The following is a 17,847-nucleotide window of genomic DNA, read 5'->3' on the forward strand; positions in this document are numbered from 1 at the left end:
CGTCTACCAGGGGTTTCTTACGTCGTCAGGCGAACACCAAGCTCGCGATCATGCTGTGACCAGCACCCCTGCCGCCTGGGGATGAAAAAGGTTCAGTGTATTGCGTGCCGTGATCCGAATGCAGGATAGTCGATCGCTCGTCCGGCTTGCGACGGGCTACTGCCATCGCTAACGCATTCACCACGAGATCGGTGTTCTGGTGAGCATCGATGGACCAGCCGATGATGCGTCGCGAATAGGCGTCCATCACGGCGGCGCAGTACGTCTTCCCTTCGCTCGTGGGGTGTTCGGTGATATCGGTCAGCCACAACCGGTCGGGCGCCTCGACGTCGAAGCGTCGCTGCACCAGGTCCTCCTCGGTCGCCTGGTTGACCAGGTTGCGGCGGCCCTTGCGCCGGTAGATGCCCTGCAGGCCGGCCACGCGCATGAGCCGCTCGACGCGCTTGCGGTTGACCTTCTCGCCCATCCCGAGCCGCAGTTCTGCATGGATGCGCGGCGATCCGTAACTGCTGCGCGAGTCAGCGTGTATCTCGTGGATCATTTTCGTAAGTTCTCTGTTGCGAAGTTTCCGCGGCGGCTCGGGCCGACCGAGCCAGTCGTAATATCCCGAGGTTGACACTCTCAGGACTCGGCAGGCCACCGCGACCGGGATAGCGTCGTCGGCGAGTTCACGGACCAGCGAGTAGATTACTTTGGGAGGACGTTCTCTCTGGCGAAGTAGGCCGCAGCCCGCTTGAGAATGTCGTTCTCCATCTCCAGTTGCTTATTGCGGCGGCGCAGCTCGGCGAGTTCCTTCTTTTCCGCACTGGCCAGACGGTCGCCGGCGCCGGCATTTTCGTCGGCGTCGGCTTGGTTGAGCCAGTTCTGCAGGCACGACCGGCTGATGCCCAGGTCTTTGGCGAGCTGGAGGAGCGGTTTGTCACCTTGGCGGGCGAGCTCGACCGCGCGGCGCCGGAACTCTGGCGGATGTGGTGCGGGCATGGAGGACATCCTTCCTGATGATCAAGGGTGACCTCAGGCCAAGTGTCCGGAGAACAGGGGGAAGCTCAGTCGTAGGTAGCAGTGGATCGCCTGTGCTCCCTTCCAGGGATTTGGCCGCTGCCCGTACTCTCTCCACCCATGAACAATCACGCAGCGAAAGTGAGGCCATCAGTGCTGCATACCTGGGTCAGCACCGCAGGAGGGCCACTAATCGCCGTCCCCAAATCCAAGCTGAACAGCTGGGCGGGTGTGGATGACAACGACGGTCCCGTAGAAACCTGGGGCGACTACGGCCGAGCCTGTGCCGTTGGAGGCTACATCGGCCTCGTTACCGTTGGTACGCAGCAGGCCCTTGTTCTCGGCGACGAACCTGCCATGACGACCTATCTGCCGGCCGAACGCCTCTTCTTACGCTGGGCCGCTGCAAACTCCGAGACTGAGCTGGTTGAGGCGGCCAAGAGAGCCCTCGCAGTGGAGCCGGCCTGGGACGATGATGAAGACCTGAACTGGGAGGTACGGGAAGCTGTCGTGCTCTTCGACTCTGCAATCCCCGGTGCTGAGCTGGAGCCCGACGAGCGCCTCATTATTGATCTTGAGCCTGGACGGTACAGGGTCCGAGCCACCTATACGGAAAACGAGGACTATCGGATGATCCTCGTCCAACTCCAGCCAGCAACCTGAGCTTTGGGCGTAATCTGCGCCTGTGCCTTTCCGCGGATCACGTGGTCTGGCCCGGAGTTGCTTCGGTGGCGTAGGCCAAGCGCACGTCTACCCGGCAGGTGGGCCGCGTTCGACCCGGACCCGCCCTCGGGGCCATGACCAGAAAGCACCGCGCGAGGGCCGCCCGGCCTGCGGCCGGGTGCCCCTCTGAGGGTGACAGGCCGGGTATGCGTCTTTGCAAGCAGGAAGTCCGGAGTTCGAATCCCCTAGGCTCCACAGCACGTAGAAGGCCACTTCCCATGATCGGGAGGTAGCCTTTTCGATCTTGTACAGCTGCAAAATACAGCTACAGCATCAACTTGCCTCGACACGCTCAGCCTGCTCCTGAGGGATCGGGAAGCCGTAGCGCTGTGAGATCTCCTTGAGGGCCTCAACGCACGCTGACTGCACCGGCTGGTAGTCCGCATACCGGAGCTTCACGCTCGCGTACGGCTTGTTCGGACACGGACCTCGCCCCGCAGTCATCCCATGCCAGCCGCAAAGGCCTTTGTATCCCTCTGTGTCTGGGCTGTGATTCTCTCGCTCGTAGGGCTTCACCCAAATCACGACATGCGCCATGACTGCTGACCTTACGAGCGCTGGGCAACAAAAGGGTTGAGATTCGCTGGGGCGAGGTGTTCCAATCGCTGGTTAACCGCACGTGGGGACGCCCGCGTGCCCTGGGAGGGTTTCCGCATGTTGGAAGAGAAGCTCGACGCGCTCTCGCAGATGATGGCCGAGCACATGGCCATGCCATTCTCGTCTGGCTTCCGCGGCCTCGACGTCGAGGACCAGGACATGGTGATGCTCGACGCGGACATCTATGGCTTCGCCGCAGGCGTCCTTAAAGGCCCGCTCAGCGCACAACACCGCTCTGGCCTGACGCGGCTGGCGTCGGCGTGCGAGAAGGTCCTCCCGATGATCGACGATCAGTATGCGACCAAGTACTACGGGCATGTGCGCGACATGGCCGCATTGGCCGCCGAAATCGAGAGCCTGCGCGAGAAGTAGTCATCTGACCAGTACATTCGGCACCAAGGCGTGAAAAGAGTAGCGCGGTGAACAACCCGGTGAACGCATGCGGTCGCGGCACTAAGAAAGGCCATCCCTCGGAAGGAATGGCCTTCAGCGATCAATCTTGTTCTAGCGTTCTAGATGATCTCCCAGGCGCTTGAGTGCCTTGCGTGTCTCCCCCGAGGACACTTCGCTGTAGATGTTCATGATCACCGCGATTTGGGAGTGGCGGAGGATCTGCATGGCGACCCGCGGGTGGACGTCGAGGGCGACGAGCAAGATACGCAGGTCTTGCGGGTGGCGTGGACATGGACTTTGCGCACTCTGGCCTTGGCGCAGGCGTTCGCGAAGCTGCGGCGGAAGTTGGACGGCTCGATCGGACGGCCACTGGCGGTGGTGAATACGAACCCTGTGTCCTGCCAGCCCTCTCCAGCCGTTTCCCGGGCGGTGTCACACGCTCGTTGACGGGCACGGAGGGCCGTCGTGACGATCTCAGGGAAGGGCAGGGTGGCCTCAGAGGCGTCCGTCTTGGTCTGGCGGTGCAGCAGCTTGCCCGCGACGCGCTGGAGCTGCCAGCCGATCGTCATCTCGGCCTGGTCGAGATCGACGTCCTCTCAACGCAGCCCGAGAGTTTCGCCCAGGCGCAGCCCGAGGACAAGCACCAGGGCGTACGTCGGGTACATCGGGTCCTCCTTTCTTCGCGCCGACTCCAGGAAGGTCCGCACTTCCTCGACCGACCACGTGGGCGGCGTGTTGGACGGCGTCGGTCAGGGTGTCGGCGGTGACCCAGGCCGATGGTGGTGCGGTGGGGCCGCCTGGACCGTCGAGGCGGATGACGGCGTGGAAGTGGACGGCGCCGCGTCGCTGGTATTCGGCGACTTTGGCGAAGGAGGCAGTGACGTGGTGGCGGAGGTCTTTGAGGGCTAGGCCGCCGAGTTTGGCCAGGTGGTGGCGTAGGGAGTCCCGTGCAGGACATGACACGGCGGTGCGGGAGGTGGGGGTGTTGTTTCGTCCAGCTCGGGCTAGATGACCCCTTCGTCGGCTCTCGGCATCGGACACCGGAGCGAGCCCACGCGCCGAAGCCGGGGGCGCATACCCCTGCGGTACACCGGGCTGCTACGTGGCTGTTCCGTGTGGGGGTGGAAAGCAGCCTGAACTACTTACAGACGAGGAGGCTTCCCCCCCAAGTCAGAGCCAGTTCCTCAGACCGAGCGACATGTTACTCGTGCACAGGACGGAGATCATCTGGATCGACGGGTAACCGAGAGTCTCCGTAGCGGGAATTGACGGCGATGATGGCGACGAAGCATGTACAGATCACCCACCCACGGTCTCATCGGCTTGCGAGACGACGCCCTGAGTTGAGGAACGAATTCTGGCTCCACCTGGCGAAGTACGCTGGACCCACGGGGTGAAGCGGATTCATGTTCGGTGAGAACTGGCCCCACCCCGGGGGCATGGTTGAAGCATGAGTTTTGGTACCAACCTCAGCGCGGTCTGGTACCAGGCCCGGAGCTCCAGTCGCCTTGATCACGAACGACGTTTGGTACCACTGTCGATGAGCTGGACTGCGTCAGCCTGCCAGTCGGGCGAGGGCCAGTGCGTGTGCCTGGTCGAGGGATTCCGCGGCAGCGCAAGGGACGTCCGGCTGCACGCCGGTGCCCTCCCAGTTCGTGCCGGAGACGGGGTTGATGGCGCGGCCGGTGGGGACGGTGGTTTCCAGGTGGGGGTGGACGGTCCAGCCCTCGCACGGGTGTGCGCCGCCGCGGGTGGGCTCGCCGACGACAACGGCGCGGCCGAGCTGCTGCAGGTCGTAGGCCAGTTCCTCAGCGGCGGAGAAGGTGCTGTCACTGGACAACACGTACAACGGTTTACTGCCGCCGAAACGCGCGCCGGGAACGTGCGGCAGGCTCCAGGACTGCTCGCTGCGCTCGCCGCTGCGCCAGTACATGGTGTTGAGGTGGGTGCGCTCGTCCAGGAGGTAACTGCAGACGAAGGCGACGGTGTCCGGGTCGCCGCCCCGGTTGTTGCGAAGGTCCACGATCAGCGCCTGGGCGCGGGAGGCCAGGGTGAGCGCGGCGCTCAGCGGTTCGGCGGCCCAATCCAGCGGAAACAGCATCGGCGCCAGCTCCACCACGGCGACCCCTCCCTTGAGCAACTCCACCCGGGGCGCACCGCCCAGCGAGGCGTCGAAGTCCCGGCGGATGGAGTCCAGGGTTGCCGCGCCCTGCTTGGGGGACACCGGGTCGGCGTGGTGCTTCAGTCTCAGGTGTTTGTCGTTGTTGACGGACTGCAGGTCCGCGGTGACCAGACGGGCGAGTTCCTCGGCACTGCCGACGTCATAGGCGCCCTGGGCGAGGCGTCGTTGTAGCAGGTCGGCGAGCTGCTCGGCTATCTCAGGGAAAACGTAGTGCTCGGTCAGCAGCCGGGCTGTCTCGTCGATGACAGGGGCGGGCTGAAGGTTCGTCAGAGTCGACATGGCAGGGAGTAGATCACTGCCCTGACGAAAACGTCAAAGACGTTGAAAACCTTCGGTATGCGTGATCAGTCTTCACACTTGCCACCTCCTGAGGATGTTCTGGAGATCGGCGCGGCTGAGCAGTTCGCGGCGCTCGCCCACCCGTTGCGTCAGCGGTTGCTCTTCACCCCTGGGCCACCAGCGGCACAGCCCGACCACTCCGAAGGCCCGCCCCCACCTCACCGGCCTTCGAGGCGACGGCCGCTGGGGTGGGGCCAAATCTCGCTGGTGATCAAGCCTTGATCGCCGCTGATGGGTGGAGCACCGGCCAGCCCATCAACGTCCGCTCGACCAGCGCGCGTAGCGGCGATGTCCCGGTCACCTTCGCGGATGTGTCCACGGCGCATCGGCTGCTCGGCTGACGCAGCAGTGCCAGCGCGGCCAGCGCGAAGGCGGGGAGCAGGGCCCAGCGCAGCACCTGGTAGCCCACCTCCTGCTGTTTGGTCGTGGTGCCGAGCGAGGTGCCGATGCTCTCGTACACCTCATCCAGCGAGCCGGCCGTCTGGGCGTTGTAGGCGCGTCCGGCAGTGCCTTCGGCCAGGGTGCGCAAGGTTTCCTCGTTGGGCGGGACCTCGAGGCGGCGTCCGTTGATCTCGACGGCACCGTTGGGCGTGCCGAAGGCGATGGTGGAGACCGGGACTCTGGCTGCGGCGGCGGCCTTGGTCGCATCGGGTACGACTCGGCCGGAGGTGTTGTCGCCGTCGGACAGCAGCACGATGGCTGCCGGTGGTGGATCGCTCGCCGAGCGTTGGTCGAAGGAGCGGATCGCGTCCAGGCCGGAGAAGACGGCTTCGCTGATGGCGGTTCCGGGAGCGGGTTTCAGCGCGTCGATCGCTCGGATGGCCGCCGTGTGGTCGAGGGTGGGCGCCACCACCACTGCCGCGGATCGGGCGAAGGAGATCAGGGCGACGTTGAACCGCTCGGGCAGGCTCGTGATGAACATCTTGGCCGAGCTCTTGGCGGCCGCCAACCGGGATGGCGGAATGTCGGTGGCGACCATCGACAGTGACACGTCGATGGCCACGATGATCGTGGCCCGCTCGCGGGGAACCTGAACGGAGGCGGCCGGGCGTGCCGCGGCCACGATGAGCAGAGCCATCAGCACGACGAACATGGCCGCCGCGATGTGCCGCGGCCAGCCGGGACGGGCGGGCGCGACCAGATCGAGCAACCTCGGGTTGGTGAAGCGCGCCATCTGCTGGGGCCGCCGGAACTGGACGGCGATGTAGCCTGCCACGACGACGGCCAGGACCGCGAACGACCACAGCCAGCCGCCGGCCAGAAAGGTCATGCGTCCTCCCCATAACCCATCGGCCGGGGGAGGGCCGAGTGTAGTTCTCCTCCTTCTCACCTTCGCACGCCTTCAAATGGGTCGGCGCCCGCTACCTGCGCACTCTGCTGGGACGGGGCGACCGTCCGGAACGGACATCGCCAGCGCCCGCACCGCGTTCGTGTGACGTGTCGGGCCCAGGGCCTGCCGTTCGGGTCGGAACAGTCAGAGCTCAAGCACCATCAGGATTTCGTCGCGATCATCGCCGCGCGCGAGCCGCAGCGCGCCAGGCCAACGGCCGATCTCTTTCCAGCCCTGCCGCCTATAGAAGTCTTCGAGCCCAACTCCACCACGGGCGGCGAGGCGGAGTTGTTCGAGCCCCATCTCATCGCGGGCCAGATGGCGCACGCGGTGCATCAGTGCGGCTCCGATCCCCTTGCTGCGGAAGTCGGTGTGGGTTTGGACGTGATGGACCGTTCCCCAGTGGGCGATCAATGGGTTGGCATCTCTGCGCACGTTCAGCCAGCCAGCGAGCATCCCGTCTACGAGAGCCAAGAGGAAGCGGCTGCGGTGCGAGTCGAGGCCGGCGATGAGCTGATCAGCTACTTCCGCCACCTGATCGAAGGTGACAGAGGGAAACGGGAAACCGGCCGCGCCCCCGGCGTTGGTCACCGTGACCCAGCACTCGACCAGCTCCCGCCGCAGTCCGGGCGGCATCTCGTCCTGGCTGGTGACCTGGAGAAACTCTGTGACTCCCGCATGCGGCATGGCCACAGCCTGGCAGACGGCTCCGACAGGAGGGAGAAAGGGGGACTCCGGTCGCTAAGCTCCGGCGAGGTCGTAGGTGGCTGAGCGCTTTCCATTCATGCACTGGCCCACTGCGGACGGGTCACCGGGACCACGGTAAGCAGACGATCAAGTCCTTTGAAATCCCTGGGATTGCAGGTGTACAGAGGAAGCCGGTTCGCGATCGCCACGCAGGCGATCATCAGGTCTGCGGTGCGGGGGCGTGGTTTGCGTCCTGAGGCGATGACCGCCGTCCACAACTGGCCGTACTCGCGGGCCGCGGTGTCGTCGAAGGGGAGTGGGTCGAATTCGGCTTCGGCGGTCTGAAGGATCTTCATTCGCTGGGCGAGTTCCTGCGGTCCTGTGGCCGCCAGGACGCCGACCGAGAGCTCCGCGGTGGTGATGGCACTGATCATCATCTCATCGGGGAGTTCGTCGGGATCGAGGCCGGCGCGCAGGATGAGGATGTTGGTGTCGAGCAGTCCTAGGGCGTGGGTCATCCCTCGTCCTCTGCGAATTCCTGTCTGCCGTATGCGCGATCGTAAGGGTCGTAGAGATCGTCGTTGGCGTGGCGGTCCATGTCCTCGCGATATTTGGAGTCGTCCAGTCGTGGCATGCCACACGACACAGCGGCGAACTCGGCGCGCGACACGGCCCGGCGCCGGCGGCGGAGAGGGACCAGATCACCGATGTGATGGCCATTACGGGTAACGGCGTATCGCTCCCCACGTTCCAGACCATCCATGATCTCCGCTGACCGATTGCGCAGGTCGCGTTGAGAGATCTCATGGGAGTGGTCCGGCTCAGGAGTACTCACATCCGAAGCCTACAGCGTTGTGCCATCCGGTGCTACAAAGTAGCACTCCACGATGCATGTCAAGCCCGCAGGAGCTGTAACTGATGGGAGCGGCACGATAGGTTGGTCGGTATGGCTGCTCAGCCTGTGGAGCCCGTTGCGCCACGTGATGCGGCGAATCTTGTTCGCTTTCGATCCGTGGCGGGCAGCCGGGTGCCGTGGGCACGACCGTCAGGGCCGGCAGGCCCTGACGGCCGCGACCGGCTACGCCGCCATGCCCGCGTCCAGTTCCAGGTGGGAGCCGGTGAACGTGGCCCTCAGGCGCCGATCGTGCGTCACCACGACCAGCGCGCCACGGAAAGAGGACAGCGCCTCTTGCAGCTGCTCCACGAGCATCGGTGACAGGTGGTTGGTCGGCTCGTCGAGCAGGAGCAGGTCCACGGGCTCGCTCACCAGCCGCGCCAGTTCGATCCGGCGCCGCTGCCCATAGGCGAGCTCCCCGAGGCGCAGCCCCAGGTCTGACGGCCGGAACAGCCCCATGGCGAGCAACGCGTCCGCGTGCTCGTCCAGGCTTCCGGGACGTCCGTGCGCGTAGGCCCGCAGCACGGTCAGGTCCGCCGGCTCGTTCTGCGGAAAGACTCGCGTACCCTCGGTGCCCAGCTCATCCTGGCGAAGAACCCCGGCCCGCAGCACGTCCCCGGAATCCAGCTCGTCCTGCCGGAAGAATCCGACTCGGCCGGTCCGCCGTACCTCGCCCGCGTCGGGTCGCAGCTCTCCGGCGAGGACTCGCATCAGCGTGGTCTTGCCCGCTCCGTTCGGGCCGGTGACGAGCAGCCGCTCACCGGCGCGGACAGCCAGGGATTCCAGGTGCAGCCGCCCCGCCACCACCACGCTGTCGAGCACGGCCACCTCGGTCCCGGCGGTGGCTCCCGTGGTGGTGAAGGCGGCGGTGAAGCGCAGCGGCTCGGGCGGCGGCGGCGCCGGGTGGTCGGTGAGCCACCGTAGCCGCTGCTGAGACTGCCGGATGCGCCCGGCGGCCCCGTGTGTACGCGAGCGCGCCCGCCAAGCCCCGGTGCCCATACCCGCCTTGGCCGTCTTACGAGGGATCGAGGCCAGTCGGCCCGCGTTGGCCGCCACCAGCGTGGCATGCCGGTCCAGCTCCGTCTTCCACTCCTCGTGGGCCCGCGCCTGAGCGGCGCGATCGGCGGCCTTGGCGGCGAGGTATCCGGTGTATCCGTCGCCGTAGCGGCGAACCTGCCCGTCGGCGACCTCCAGGATGGCAGTGGTCACCCGCTCCAGGAACATCCGGTCGTGCGTGATGGCCACGACCGTGCCCCGATGGGCGCGCAGGCGCTGTTCGAGCCAGGCCACGGCCTGGCCGTCCAGGTCATTCGTCGGCTCGTCGAGCAACAACAGCTCAGGCGCGGACGCCAACGTGGCGGCCAGGGCGAGCCTGGCGCGTTCGCCACCGGAAAGCGTGCCTAGCGGGCGGCTCCGTTCGAGCCCGGGCAGCCCAAGCCCGTGCAGCGCGACCTCTACACGAGCGTCGGCCTCGTAGCCGCCCCGCGCCTCGAACTGCGCAACCAGCCCCGCGTAGACGTCCAGGTCCGCGCGAGCCTCCGCCCCCGCGCACGCCTCCATGCCCGCTGCGCCGAACGACCGTTCGGCCGCCCGCATCCTGGCTTCGAGCTCGCGCAGGTCGGCCAGTGCCAGATCGACGGCGTCGGCCACCGTCGCATGCGGCGGCAACGCGAGCGACTGCGGCAGGTATCCGACGCCGCCGGGGGCGACGACCACGAGCTCGCCGTTGTCCGGCCGCTCGGCGTCCGCCATGAGCTTGAGCAGCGTGGACTTACCCGACCCGTTGTCGCCGATCACCCCGATCCGCTCGCCGGGTTTGACGGTGAGTGACACCCGGTCCAGGACGACGCGGGTGCCGTAGCGCTTGGTGATCTCGTTGAGTGCCAGTTGGGCAGGGGTACGCAGAGCTCCTCCTTCTCTTCTCAGCGCGGACGACAGGCGCGACGCCCGCGGCGACCAGAACAGCTTGAGACAAGTGATCAGCCCCGGCGCCTTACGGCTGAGGCGCTCCCAGGCCCGGTACTCCTCCATGCGGGCTTGGCCACACTGGGGCAGTCGTCATGCCACCTCCTCACTCATTTGAGACGATACGATCCGTCTCGTTGAGCTGAGTATGGGGGAGTGCCGACCCGATGTCAAGACGGACCGTCTCGTCTCGCTCGGCGGTAGGTTTCCGGACGTGTCGGGAGTTCGAATCTTCTAGGCTCCACTGCACGTCAAAGGCCACTTCCCATGATCGGGAAGTGGCCTTTGGATCTCGTACGGCAGGCGTCCACTCCTCGTCACCGTCGTGGCTTTACGGCCAGTTGTCACGTTTGGTGTAGGTGGGATGCAAGTGACGATCAAGAGCCGGTCCATATGTTCTTCTCGTTAGGAAAACCTATGAAAAGGACGGTCCCTTGCCCCGCTCCTATGGCGAGTCCAAGCTCGTCGTCCGCTACCGAGCCGGTCTACGGCTGCGGCGTTCGGGCTCTCCGCCCGCGCGAGTGGTGAGTGACATGAGACTCCTCTCCTCAAAGTGACATTTGGCAATCAGTCAAGACGCATCCGGAGGATCGCTGTGAAGAGCATCAAGAGAATCGCCCTCGTCTCCGCCATCTCTGCCTCCCTGGTCGCAGTCATGGGCGGTGCCGCCAGCGCCTCGATGTCCGCGGACACCGGCTCGACGTACGTGGCCTACGAAGGGCCGGGCTTCACCGGCCAGACACAGGTCATCGACAGGTGCGGCACGACCAACCTCCGCTACCGCGGGTCGTACAAGTGGTACGGCTCCGGCCAGTCCGGCCGAATGCACAACCAGATCAACAACAGAGGGCCGGTGCACTTCGTGCTGCCCACCAACGGCAACGCGAAGCAGGCGACGGGCGTCGGGTGGAAGAGCATCTTCGTGGTGTGCTGACGCCCACCTCTTGACCCGGCGGCCTCGCCCCGGGGATCGGTGCCGTTGATGCCCTGCGGTACATCGGAACGTGCCGGGTGTGACCAGAGATCAGGACGTTCAGGATCGGGACGTTCAGGATCAGGACAAGGTGTCCTTGACCGCGATCTGGCCATCCTCGACGACGAACTTCTGGTTGGTGTTGTTGGGGTCGCACTGCCACAGGTACACCTGGATGCCGTTGCCGCGTCCGTTGGTGGCGTCCAGGCATAGGCGGTTGCCTGAGTTGAGGGTGGACTTGAGGATGATCTGGCCGCCCTGGATGACCCAGAGCTGGTTGGCGTTACCTAGGCACTGCCACTGGTAGACCCGGGTGCCGTTGGTTCGGCCGTTGGAGGAGTCCAGGCACATCATCTGGCTCGTGCCGATGGTGTCTTCCACCTTGATGAGGCCGTCCTCGACGACGAACTTCTGGTTGGTGTTGTTGGGGTCGCACTGCCACTGGTACATCAAGATGCCGTTGCCGCGGTAGTTGCTGACGTCGACGCACATTGCGGTCCCGACCGGGATGGTGCGGTTGGCGGGCTCTTGACCAGCGGCCAGCGCAGGCGGAGCAGTGACCGCGCCCATGGTGGCGGAGATGACGGCGGCGGCCAGCAGATGGCGAGCAAGCATGGGTGCCTCCAGAAGAGTTGATCAAGACTCGAGCACCATGACACAACCGAACGTAGTTGATCAATCACCGTCCGCACAAAGCTTGGTGCGTCGCGATGTGATGCCCGCCAGGGGCGAAGCTTCGGGCATCCGCGCTTGCGGTTCAGGATGATCCAGAACGTACAGACTGGATCACATGGCACGTCACACCCGGACGGAGGCCGCCGTCGAGGGAGGCGTCCCTAGTTCTTCGACGGGTACGTCGATGGCACGCTGAGTGGTGAGACTCGCGCGTTCGATCCGATCGAGGCGGAACCATCGGATGGCCTCGCGGCGCCGGCAGCGCGCCACGAGGAACCAGTGCCCGGCCGTGAACGCGAGCAGCTGAGGGTCCACCCGGCGCGTGGTCGGCGTACCGTGACGATCGCGGTAGTGCAGCGAGAGGACCTTGCGCTCCTCAAGGGCATGTTCGATCGCGTCGCGTCGGCGCGGATCAGCTGCCTCGGTGGTGCTGTGGTCGATCCAGATGCGCTCGGTCAAGTCGTCCGCGTGCCGTCGCGCCTGCGGGTCCATCACCGCCAGTACTTTCACCAGGGCGGCTCGAGCCTGCCTGTCGAATGGTTGTCCCCGGTGTGCCGCGATCGCCGCGGCGAGCGCGCAGGCTTCGGTGGCGGTGAAGTTCACCGGTGGCAGGGTGGCGGCACGATCGACGACGTATCCGCCAAGCCGGCCCGTGCGTGCCCAGACTGGGAACCCGCCCTGTTGCAGAGCGGAGATGTCGCGCTTGACGGTGCGGATACTGATCTCGAATGCGGTGGCGAGCTGCTGGGCGGTGCGGCCTCGGGGACCCGCACGGCGGAGATCTTCGCGGATCGCGTAGAGCCGGTCGGTGCGGTTCATTCATAAATGGTGCCATAACGGTGACACCCAGCAGCTCCAGAATCGGAGCATGACGAAGTCGCGAGAACCCATCCTGTTGCTGAGCGGTGCCGGTCTTCCCGTCTGGATCTGGGACCAGGTGCGCGAAGAACTGGCCGCGTCGCACCAGACGGTGGTCGCTGAGCGACCGCGTCATGATCGCGCTTCGCTCACGGAGTACGCCGCCGCGGCACTGGATTCGGCACCGTGGGAGCGATTCGCGGTCGTCGCGCACTCCAGTGGCGGGACTGTCGCAGCGGAACTCATGGCCCTCGCGCCTGACCGGGTGGGCGCGTTCCTGGCGGTCACGGCCGTCGTGCCGAAGCTGGGACGCAGCTTCGTCGCGTCGATGCCGTTGCCGAACCGGCTCGTGCTGAGCCTGGCGATGCGGCTGGCCGGCACCCGACCGCCCGATGCCGCTATCCGGCGGGGCGTGGCCAGCCGCGTCGACACGAAGACGGCCGATCGCATCGTGGCGGAGTTCCACCCCGAGTCTGTGCGTCTCTACCGGGACACGCCGCAAGGCGGTGGTTTTCCCGAACGTCGAGGCTACCTCTCCACCAGCCAAGACGCTGAGCTCCCGATCGGACTGCAACAGCGGTTCGCGCGCAACCTCGACACGAGCTGGAACGAATCCCTCGCCAGCGGACACCTGCCGATGCTCGAAGCGCCCGACGCTCTCGCCCGGCGAATCGAGAACTTCCTCGCCGACAGACCCAGTTGACCGAGAGGCGCACGAGGGCCACCCCCATAGTTGGGAGTGGCCCTTCTACTCAGCTCCAATGAAGCAGCTTCTGACGGCTCAGTTGTAGGGGTTGTCGTAGGTCACGGATTTGGTGCGACTGTTGTAAGTGTTGCCGGGATAGAACCAGCCGCCCGTCACGTACAAGGTGACATTCGTGAGGGTAGTGGAGTGGGTGTATTCACCGTCGTAGAGGTACAGGTACAACTGGCAGCCGGGGGGAGCAGTCGCCGTGCCCGTCTGGCTCGGATAGAAAATGGTGCTGCCGTTGGCGGAGACGTAGAAGTTCGGCATTGGGTAGGACCCGCTCCCCCAGCACAGCCGGAGCGCGTACCTGAACTTCGTGTTCCCATCGTCGAATGCCAGCGTGCCGGTCAGCTGGGCGAGCATGATCGACGGGCCGGCGTTCGAGGTCACCGTGATGGACACGGCCTGGTCAGGGCCGTAGGCGGCGTGCGCGGGGGTGACGGGCACCAGGATTGCCGCGAGTGTTGCGATGGCGACGGCGACAGAGCTAGCCGCACGACGTACTTTGGAGCGTGTCAATTCCAACCTCATCTCTCGCATGATGTCGGCGGAGCGCGCACGGAGACTATTTTCGGGGTCTCCAGGTGTCCAGAGAGACGATCGAGAGCCATTGATTCGGCCGGCATTAACTTGTGCCATAGCGGCTCTCGCGAGGGTGAATCAGGCGTGCTACCAGGTCGGGGATCAGCCTGCGGAGCCGTAATACCGACGTGACGGGTGAAAGTTTCATTTCACCGGACACCTGCGGTGGCGATGGGGTGCCGGTACAAGCCGCAGGAGCAGCGATGAAGCAGGCTCCGCGCCGTCAAGAACTTCCTGGAGCTCGGCGAGTGTCCGCCGCCGCGTCGTCCTGGTCGGTCAGGGGCGTCGGCTCGGCGGCCGCCCCGCCGTCCTGCTCGTACGAGCCATCCTGCTTGTACGAGGCCGACACCAAGATCTCTTCGGCGTCCTTGTTACGAGTCACCCAGAGATAGACCAGTGCGCCGAGGAACAGCACGATCGACGTCCACTGGTTGATCCGCAGCCCCAGGAACGTCACCGCGTGGTCCACCCCGCCAACCGGGTCGATCCGCAGCCCTTCGATCCAGAACCGCCCCAACGTGTAGCCGGCGACATAGAGGGCGAACAGCCGGCCATGGCGGAGTGTGAACCGCCTGCCGGCCAGGATCAGCCCGAAGCCGAGGGCCACGTCCCACAGCGACTCGTACAGGAATGTCGGGTGGTAGAGCACGCCCGGCCGGCAGCCGTGCGCCTGGTCGATCTCCAGGCCCCACGGCAACGTGGTCGGACTGCCGTACAGCTCCTGGTTGAACCAGTTGCCCCAGCGGGCAATCGCCTGCCCGAACGCGATGCCGGGCGCGATCGTGTCGCCCACGTTGGCCCTCACTAAAGGGACACACGGATGGCGGTACCTGTTCACCGATCTTAGTTTCTCCGACCCTGACCTCTACTGGATCGCCGATGATATGCAGGCGATGCTGCATCATTTTCCTAGGCTGTTCTCGCAGTATGACTACACACCGCTACACGAACGCCTCGAAGAGCGCCTTTAGGAAGGGCCTCCGCTTCGCTCCGAGCTGTTTTTCGTTGGGCATGCCTTCGGCGCGCAAGGTCTTTCGCTGTGAGCGCTTCGTGCTTCAGGGGATCAGCAGAGACGAGAGCGTTGCCGGGTATCTTCCATGTTCTGAGCAGGGCTCCTCAGAACCGGCAGTGGAGGGCCGTCGCATCGTCGAAGGTGTTGCCTCGTGGCCAGCAGGTGCCGTTCGGGTCGGACTGCTCTATCACCACCGCTTGGGTTCACCGGTCTACACAGGATCGTTATGGGAAATCCCTTATCTCGCCAACACCACCCTCTTACTCTTTTCCCTGCTATATCCCCCAAGCAAGGATACTGATGAAGCTCTTATTCGCAGGCCTCGTAGCAACGGCCGCGGCCGTGTCCGCGGTGGCCGTACCCGCTCAGGCGGCATCCGTAGCATCCGTGCAGGCCGCTCCAGCGGACCCGGTGAAGGCCCTGAAGTCCCAGCTGGTCCCGGGAAAAGGCGTGAAAATCACCGAATCAAGCAGCATCACCCTCGATTTCACCACCGACGACCAAGCTATGCAGGTACGGGTGAACACCCGCACGGCCGGCACCCTGGCCTTCGGCAAAGGCAATGTAGCGGCCGCCGACCTCCGTGTCCGCATGTCCTCACGCCAGCAAGGGCCCAACCCTCCCTACCGGGTCATCGCTGAGGGCAGAAACGCCTACGTGACCAACGCCGGCATCGCCAAGGTGCTGCCTTCCGGTCGTTCCTGGATCCAGTCGAAGGCCGATGGGCAGGAAAATACCGCCCTCAGCGTGGGCGTCACTTCAGCGGAACTGCAGTTCATGGTGAAAAACGCATCAGAAGTGGCGACCGGCGAATATCAGGGGACCGCCAAACTCACTGACTTCCGGCACGACAAGTCCGCCGGTGAAGGCAACGTCGAGTTCCATCTGTACTTCGATCAACACAACCTTCTCACCCGCACGGTCGTCGACACGACGGCCTACCCGGACGGCGACAGCACGGCCTATGACCAGATGGTCTTCCACACCGATACCAAGTATTCGGGCTGGGGCGCCAAGGTGAAGATCGCCGCACCGGCGGCTCGTAAGGTCATCAGCGAGAAGAAGCTCAACACGAAGACCCGCAAGGCCGCCATAAAGGCTGGCTATCCGGAGAGCGGTCCCTTCTAAACCAGCGCCGTAACTAGCACCGTTCGAGCGTGAGCAGCGGCTCAGCGAACACCGGCGCCGGCGCGTCGGGGTTCGCGGCAACCGCCTCCTCCAGGCGGCGGAAACCGGCCTCCAGCTCGTCCGGACTGAGCTGAGCGAAGAACGAAAGGGTGCGCAGGCGCAGCCGTTGGAGCATGTCAGCACGGGTGCCGACGGACGGCTCGGTAACCGTGCCGAAGCCGGCAACGCGCCAGCCGTCCGACGTGAACATCTCGATGACCTCGTGCAGCGGCTGGAACAGCGCGGCGTCCGCCGCGAAGCCGCGGGGGAAGTGCTCCAGCCACCACGGCCTGGGATGGTGGTCGCTGAAATTCGCGCGCAGTAGCAGCCGCCCGGCGGGCCTGAGCACCCTGGCCAGCTCCCGTACCGCCAGCGGTTTGTCCTGGACGTGGTGCCAGGACAAGAACATGAGAGCGTAATCGGCACTGGCGGACGGCACCGGCATGTCCTCGGCGGAGCTCGCCAGATATCGCACATCGGGATGCCGGGACTGCGCCTGCGCTATCTCGCGCATGCGGACCGACGGCTCGACGCCAGTGACCGGCCCGAACGCTCGCGCCAGGGCGGGGGTGAACCGGCCGGTCCCTGCGCCGACGTCCAGCCCCACCAGCGGGCGCCCCTCGGGCAGCACCGCTGCGAAGGCGCTGATCCATGTCTGCTGCTGCCGCTCGGTAAGCGCGCGGCCACGCGCGTAGTCCTGGTGCTGCTCCGTGTCGTAGTCGATCCGCCTCATCGCCGCTCCCGGTCAGCCGGGCCACAGCGAACCGTCGGCCCGATATATCGACTGGATACATCGGCAAGATATGCGGCGTCGCGTCATGCCACAAGTGGGGCCATGACGGTCAGGAACGCGGGCTTCGCCCGGCGAAGCCGACTGGATCTGGACCCGGGGGCTAATCCGAGCCTGTCCGACCTACCAGTTCCGTGAGGCGGCGTTCGAGGAAGCGCCGTTCGGCGCCGTCGCCGGTGAGTTGCCTCGCACGTCGATAGGCGTCACGCGCCTCGTCGGTACGCCCGAGGCGTCGCAGGAGTTCGGCCCTGGTCGAGTGCAGGTAGCGGAAGTCGTCGAGACCGAGTTGGTCGACGACGCGCAGACCGGCCTCGGGGCCGTCGGTCTCGGCGACGGCGATGGCGCGGTTGAGCTCCACGATGGGCGAGCCGGTCAGGCGGGCGAGCCGGCCGTACAGGGCCGCGATCTGCGCCCAGTCGCACGGCGTCTCGGCGTGCAACGAGGCGATGGCGGCCTGCAGGACATAGGGCCCACGGCCGCGCAGGGCGAGCGCCCGGTCGAGCTCGGCGCGTCCGGCGGCGAGCTGTTCGGTGTTCCACAGGGACCGGTCCTGATCGCCGAGCAGTACGAGCTCGCCGTCGCGGAACCGCGCCTCGCGACGGGAGTCGTGCAAGAGCATCATCGCCAGCAGCCCGTGAACCTCGGGGCCGTCCGGAAGCAGTTCGGCGAGCACGCGCCCCAACCAGATCGCCTCCGCCGCGAGCTCGTCGCGGCCCCCGCCGAGGGTGCGCAGGGTGAGCGCCGTCATCATTGGTAGTCGGCGTAGACCTGCTTCTGCTCCTCCTCGGACAACGCGGCCTGTTCCTCAAGCGCGGTGCCCTGAGAGATCAGCATGACGTACTTCATCGTTTCCTCCTCGTCGCTACCAGATTGGTCGCGCAGTAAGACGAACGGCGGGTCGCGAAATCGACAGGTCGGCACTGGAAATCTGA

21 protein-coding genes are annotated in these 17,847 nt (G+C 65.5%); 5 read left to right on the forward strand and 16 right to left on the reverse strand.

Translation table 11 applies throughout. From position 1 onward, the window contains the following. Positions 1-25: 25 nt before the first annotated feature. On the reverse strand, positions 26-688 hold the full coding sequence (locus tag ACGFJ2_RS19455) for an IS3 family transposase (RefSeq protein ID WP_393471401.1): 663 nt from the start codon (positions 686-688) through the stop codon (positions 26-28). Then, on the reverse strand, positions 688-981 hold the full coding sequence (locus ACGFJ2_RS19460) for a transposase (RefSeq protein ID WP_393470038.1): 294 nt from the start codon (positions 979-981) through the stop codon (positions 688-690). Before ACGFJ2_RS19460 ends, ACGFJ2_RS19455 begins: the two co-directional genes overlap by 1 nt. 138 nt (positions 982-1,119) lie before the next feature. Here ACGFJ2_RS19460 and ACGFJ2_RS19465 point away from each other — a divergent pair, with 138 nt between their 5' ends. Both ACGFJ2_RS19465 and ACGFJ2_RS19470 read left to right on the forward strand, forming a co-directional pair. Beyond that, complete coding sequence (locus ACGFJ2_RS19465) at positions 1,120-1,662, forward strand: Imm21 family immunity protein (protein WP_393470041.1); 543 nt, start codon at positions 1,120-1,122, stop codon at positions 1,660-1,662. A 714-nt stretch (positions 1,663-2,376) separates the two neighbouring features. After that, entirely contained in the window at positions 2,377-2,691 is a 315-nt protein-coding gene (locus ACGFJ2_RS19470) for a hypothetical protein (RefSeq protein ID WP_357938267.1), read from the forward strand. A gap of 212 nt (positions 2,692-2,903) precedes the next feature. Here the strand turns inward: ACGFJ2_RS19470 and ACGFJ2_RS19475 are convergent, their stop codons facing one another. The 8 genes from ACGFJ2_RS19475 to ACGFJ2_RS19510 form a co-directional block, all read right to left on the reverse strand. Beyond that, a complete protein-coding gene (locus ACGFJ2_RS19475) occupies positions 2,904-3,281 on the reverse strand; it encodes a hypothetical protein (RefSeq protein ID WP_357939764.1) in 378 nt (125 codons plus the stop codon). Then, positions 3,208-3,753, reverse strand: a complete 546-nt coding sequence (locus tag ACGFJ2_RS19480) for a replication initiator (RefSeq protein WP_393470044.1) — start codon at positions 3,751-3,753, stop codon at positions 3,208-3,210. Before ACGFJ2_RS19480 ends, ACGFJ2_RS19475 begins: the two co-directional genes overlap by 74 nt. Positions 3,754-4,267: 514 nt before the next feature. Next, complete coding sequence (locus tag ACGFJ2_RS19485) at positions 4,268-5,173, reverse strand: S41 family peptidase (protein WP_393470047.1); 906 nt, start codon at positions 5,171-5,173, stop codon at positions 4,268-4,270. Positions 5,174-5,444: 271 nt separating this feature from the next. Beyond that, positions 5,445-6,503: a VWA domain-containing protein gene (locus ACGFJ2_RS19490; protein ID WP_393470050.1), complete on the reverse strand. Its 1,059-nt coding sequence runs from the start codon at positions 6,501-6,503 to the stop codon at positions 5,445-5,447. A 204-nt stretch (positions 6,504-6,707) separates the two neighbouring features. Next, a complete protein-coding gene (locus ACGFJ2_RS19495; RefSeq protein WP_393470053.1) occupies positions 6,708-7,250 on the reverse strand; it encodes a GNAT family N-acetyltransferase in 543 nt (180 codons plus the stop codon). Positions 7,251-7,345: 95 nt separating this feature from the next. Further along, a complete protein-coding gene (locus tag ACGFJ2_RS19500) occupies positions 7,346-7,768 on the reverse strand; it encodes a type II toxin-antitoxin system VapC family toxin (protein WP_357938279.1) in 423 nt (140 codons plus the stop codon). After that, positions 7,765-8,085, reverse strand: coding sequence for a type II toxin-antitoxin system Phd/YefM family antitoxin (locus tag ACGFJ2_RS19505; RefSeq protein WP_393470056.1), 321 nt, complete (start codon positions 8,083-8,085; stop codon positions 7,765-7,767). Before ACGFJ2_RS19505 ends, ACGFJ2_RS19500 begins: the two co-directional genes overlap by 4 nt. A 243-nt stretch (positions 8,086-8,328) precedes the next feature. Then, a complete protein-coding gene (locus ACGFJ2_RS19510; RefSeq protein ID WP_393470059.1) occupies positions 8,329-10,176 on the reverse strand; it encodes an ABC-F family ATP-binding cassette domain-containing protein in 1,848 nt (615 codons plus the stop codon). A gap of 529 nt (positions 10,177-10,705) precedes the next feature. On the opposite strand from ACGFJ2_RS19510, the gene ACGFJ2_RS19515 reads away from it, so the two are divergent. After that, positions 10,706-11,044, forward strand: a complete 339-nt coding sequence (locus ACGFJ2_RS19515) for a MiAMP1 family antimicrobial peptide (protein WP_357938285.1) — start codon at positions 10,706-10,708, stop codon at positions 11,042-11,044. Positions 11,045-11,164: 120 nt separating this feature from the next. Here ACGFJ2_RS19515 and ACGFJ2_RS19520 read toward each other — a convergent pair whose 3' ends face one another. Together ACGFJ2_RS19520 and ACGFJ2_RS19525 are read right to left on the reverse strand one after the other, a co-directional pair. Further along, positions 11,165-11,698, reverse strand: coding sequence for an RICIN domain-containing protein (locus ACGFJ2_RS19520; protein ID WP_357938287.1), 534 nt, complete (start codon positions 11,696-11,698; stop codon positions 11,165-11,167). A gap of 183 nt (positions 11,699-11,881) precedes the next feature. Beyond that, positions 11,882-12,577 carry a helix-turn-helix transcriptional regulator gene (locus ACGFJ2_RS19525; RefSeq protein ID WP_393470063.1) on the reverse strand — a complete coding sequence of 232 codons (696 nt, stop codon included), beginning with the start codon at positions 12,575-12,577 and terminating at the stop codon, positions 11,882-11,884. 49 nt (positions 12,578-12,626) lie between these two features. Here ACGFJ2_RS19525 and ACGFJ2_RS19530 point away from each other — a divergent pair, with 49 nt between their 5' ends. Further along, complete coding sequence (locus ACGFJ2_RS19530; RefSeq protein WP_393470066.1) at positions 12,627-13,319, forward strand: alpha/beta fold hydrolase; 693 nt, start codon at positions 12,627-12,629, stop codon at positions 13,317-13,319. A gap of 78 nt (positions 13,320-13,397) precedes the next feature. On the opposite strand, the gene ACGFJ2_RS19535 is transcribed toward ACGFJ2_RS19530, so the two are convergent. Together ACGFJ2_RS19535 and ACGFJ2_RS19540 are read right to left on the reverse strand one after the other, a co-directional pair. Continuing rightward, positions 13,398-13,811, reverse strand: coding sequence for a hypothetical protein (locus ACGFJ2_RS19535; protein ID WP_393470069.1), 414 nt, complete (start codon positions 13,809-13,811; stop codon positions 13,398-13,400). A gap of 358 nt (positions 13,812-14,169) precedes the next feature. Next, a complete protein-coding gene (locus ACGFJ2_RS19540) occupies positions 14,170-14,739 on the reverse strand; it encodes a prolipoprotein diacylglyceryl transferase (RefSeq protein ID WP_393470072.1) in 570 nt (189 codons plus the stop codon). Positions 14,740-15,258: 519 nt separating this feature from the next. Here ACGFJ2_RS19540 and ACGFJ2_RS19545 point away from each other — a divergent pair. Continuing rightward, the gene (locus ACGFJ2_RS19545) at positions 15,259-16,086 is read left to right on the forward strand and encodes a hypothetical protein (RefSeq protein WP_393470075.1); all 828 of its coding nucleotides are present in this window, start codon (positions 15,259-15,261) and stop codon (positions 16,084-16,086) included. Between the two features lie 13 nt (positions 16,087-16,099). Here the strand turns inward: ACGFJ2_RS19545 and ACGFJ2_RS19550 are convergent, their stop codons facing one another. Both ACGFJ2_RS19550 and ACGFJ2_RS19555 read right to left on the reverse strand, forming a co-directional pair. Continuing rightward, positions 16,100-16,858, reverse strand: a complete 759-nt coding sequence (locus ACGFJ2_RS19550) for a class I SAM-dependent methyltransferase (RefSeq protein ID WP_393470078.1) — start codon at positions 16,856-16,858, stop codon at positions 16,100-16,102. A 160-nt stretch (positions 16,859-17,018) separates the two neighbouring features. Then, positions 17,019-17,666 (reverse strand): RNA polymerase sigma factor, encoded by a 648-nt coding sequence (locus tag ACGFJ2_RS19555; RefSeq protein WP_393470081.1) that lies wholly within the window; start codon positions 17,664-17,666, stop codon positions 17,019-17,021. Between the last annotated feature and the right edge of the window lie 181 nt (positions 17,667-17,847).

The sequence above is a fragment of the Nonomuraea sp. NPDC049028 genome, assembly GCF_043197735.1.
Lineage (GTDB): Bacteria > Actinomycetota > Actinomycetes > Streptosporangiales > Streptosporangiaceae > Nonomuraea.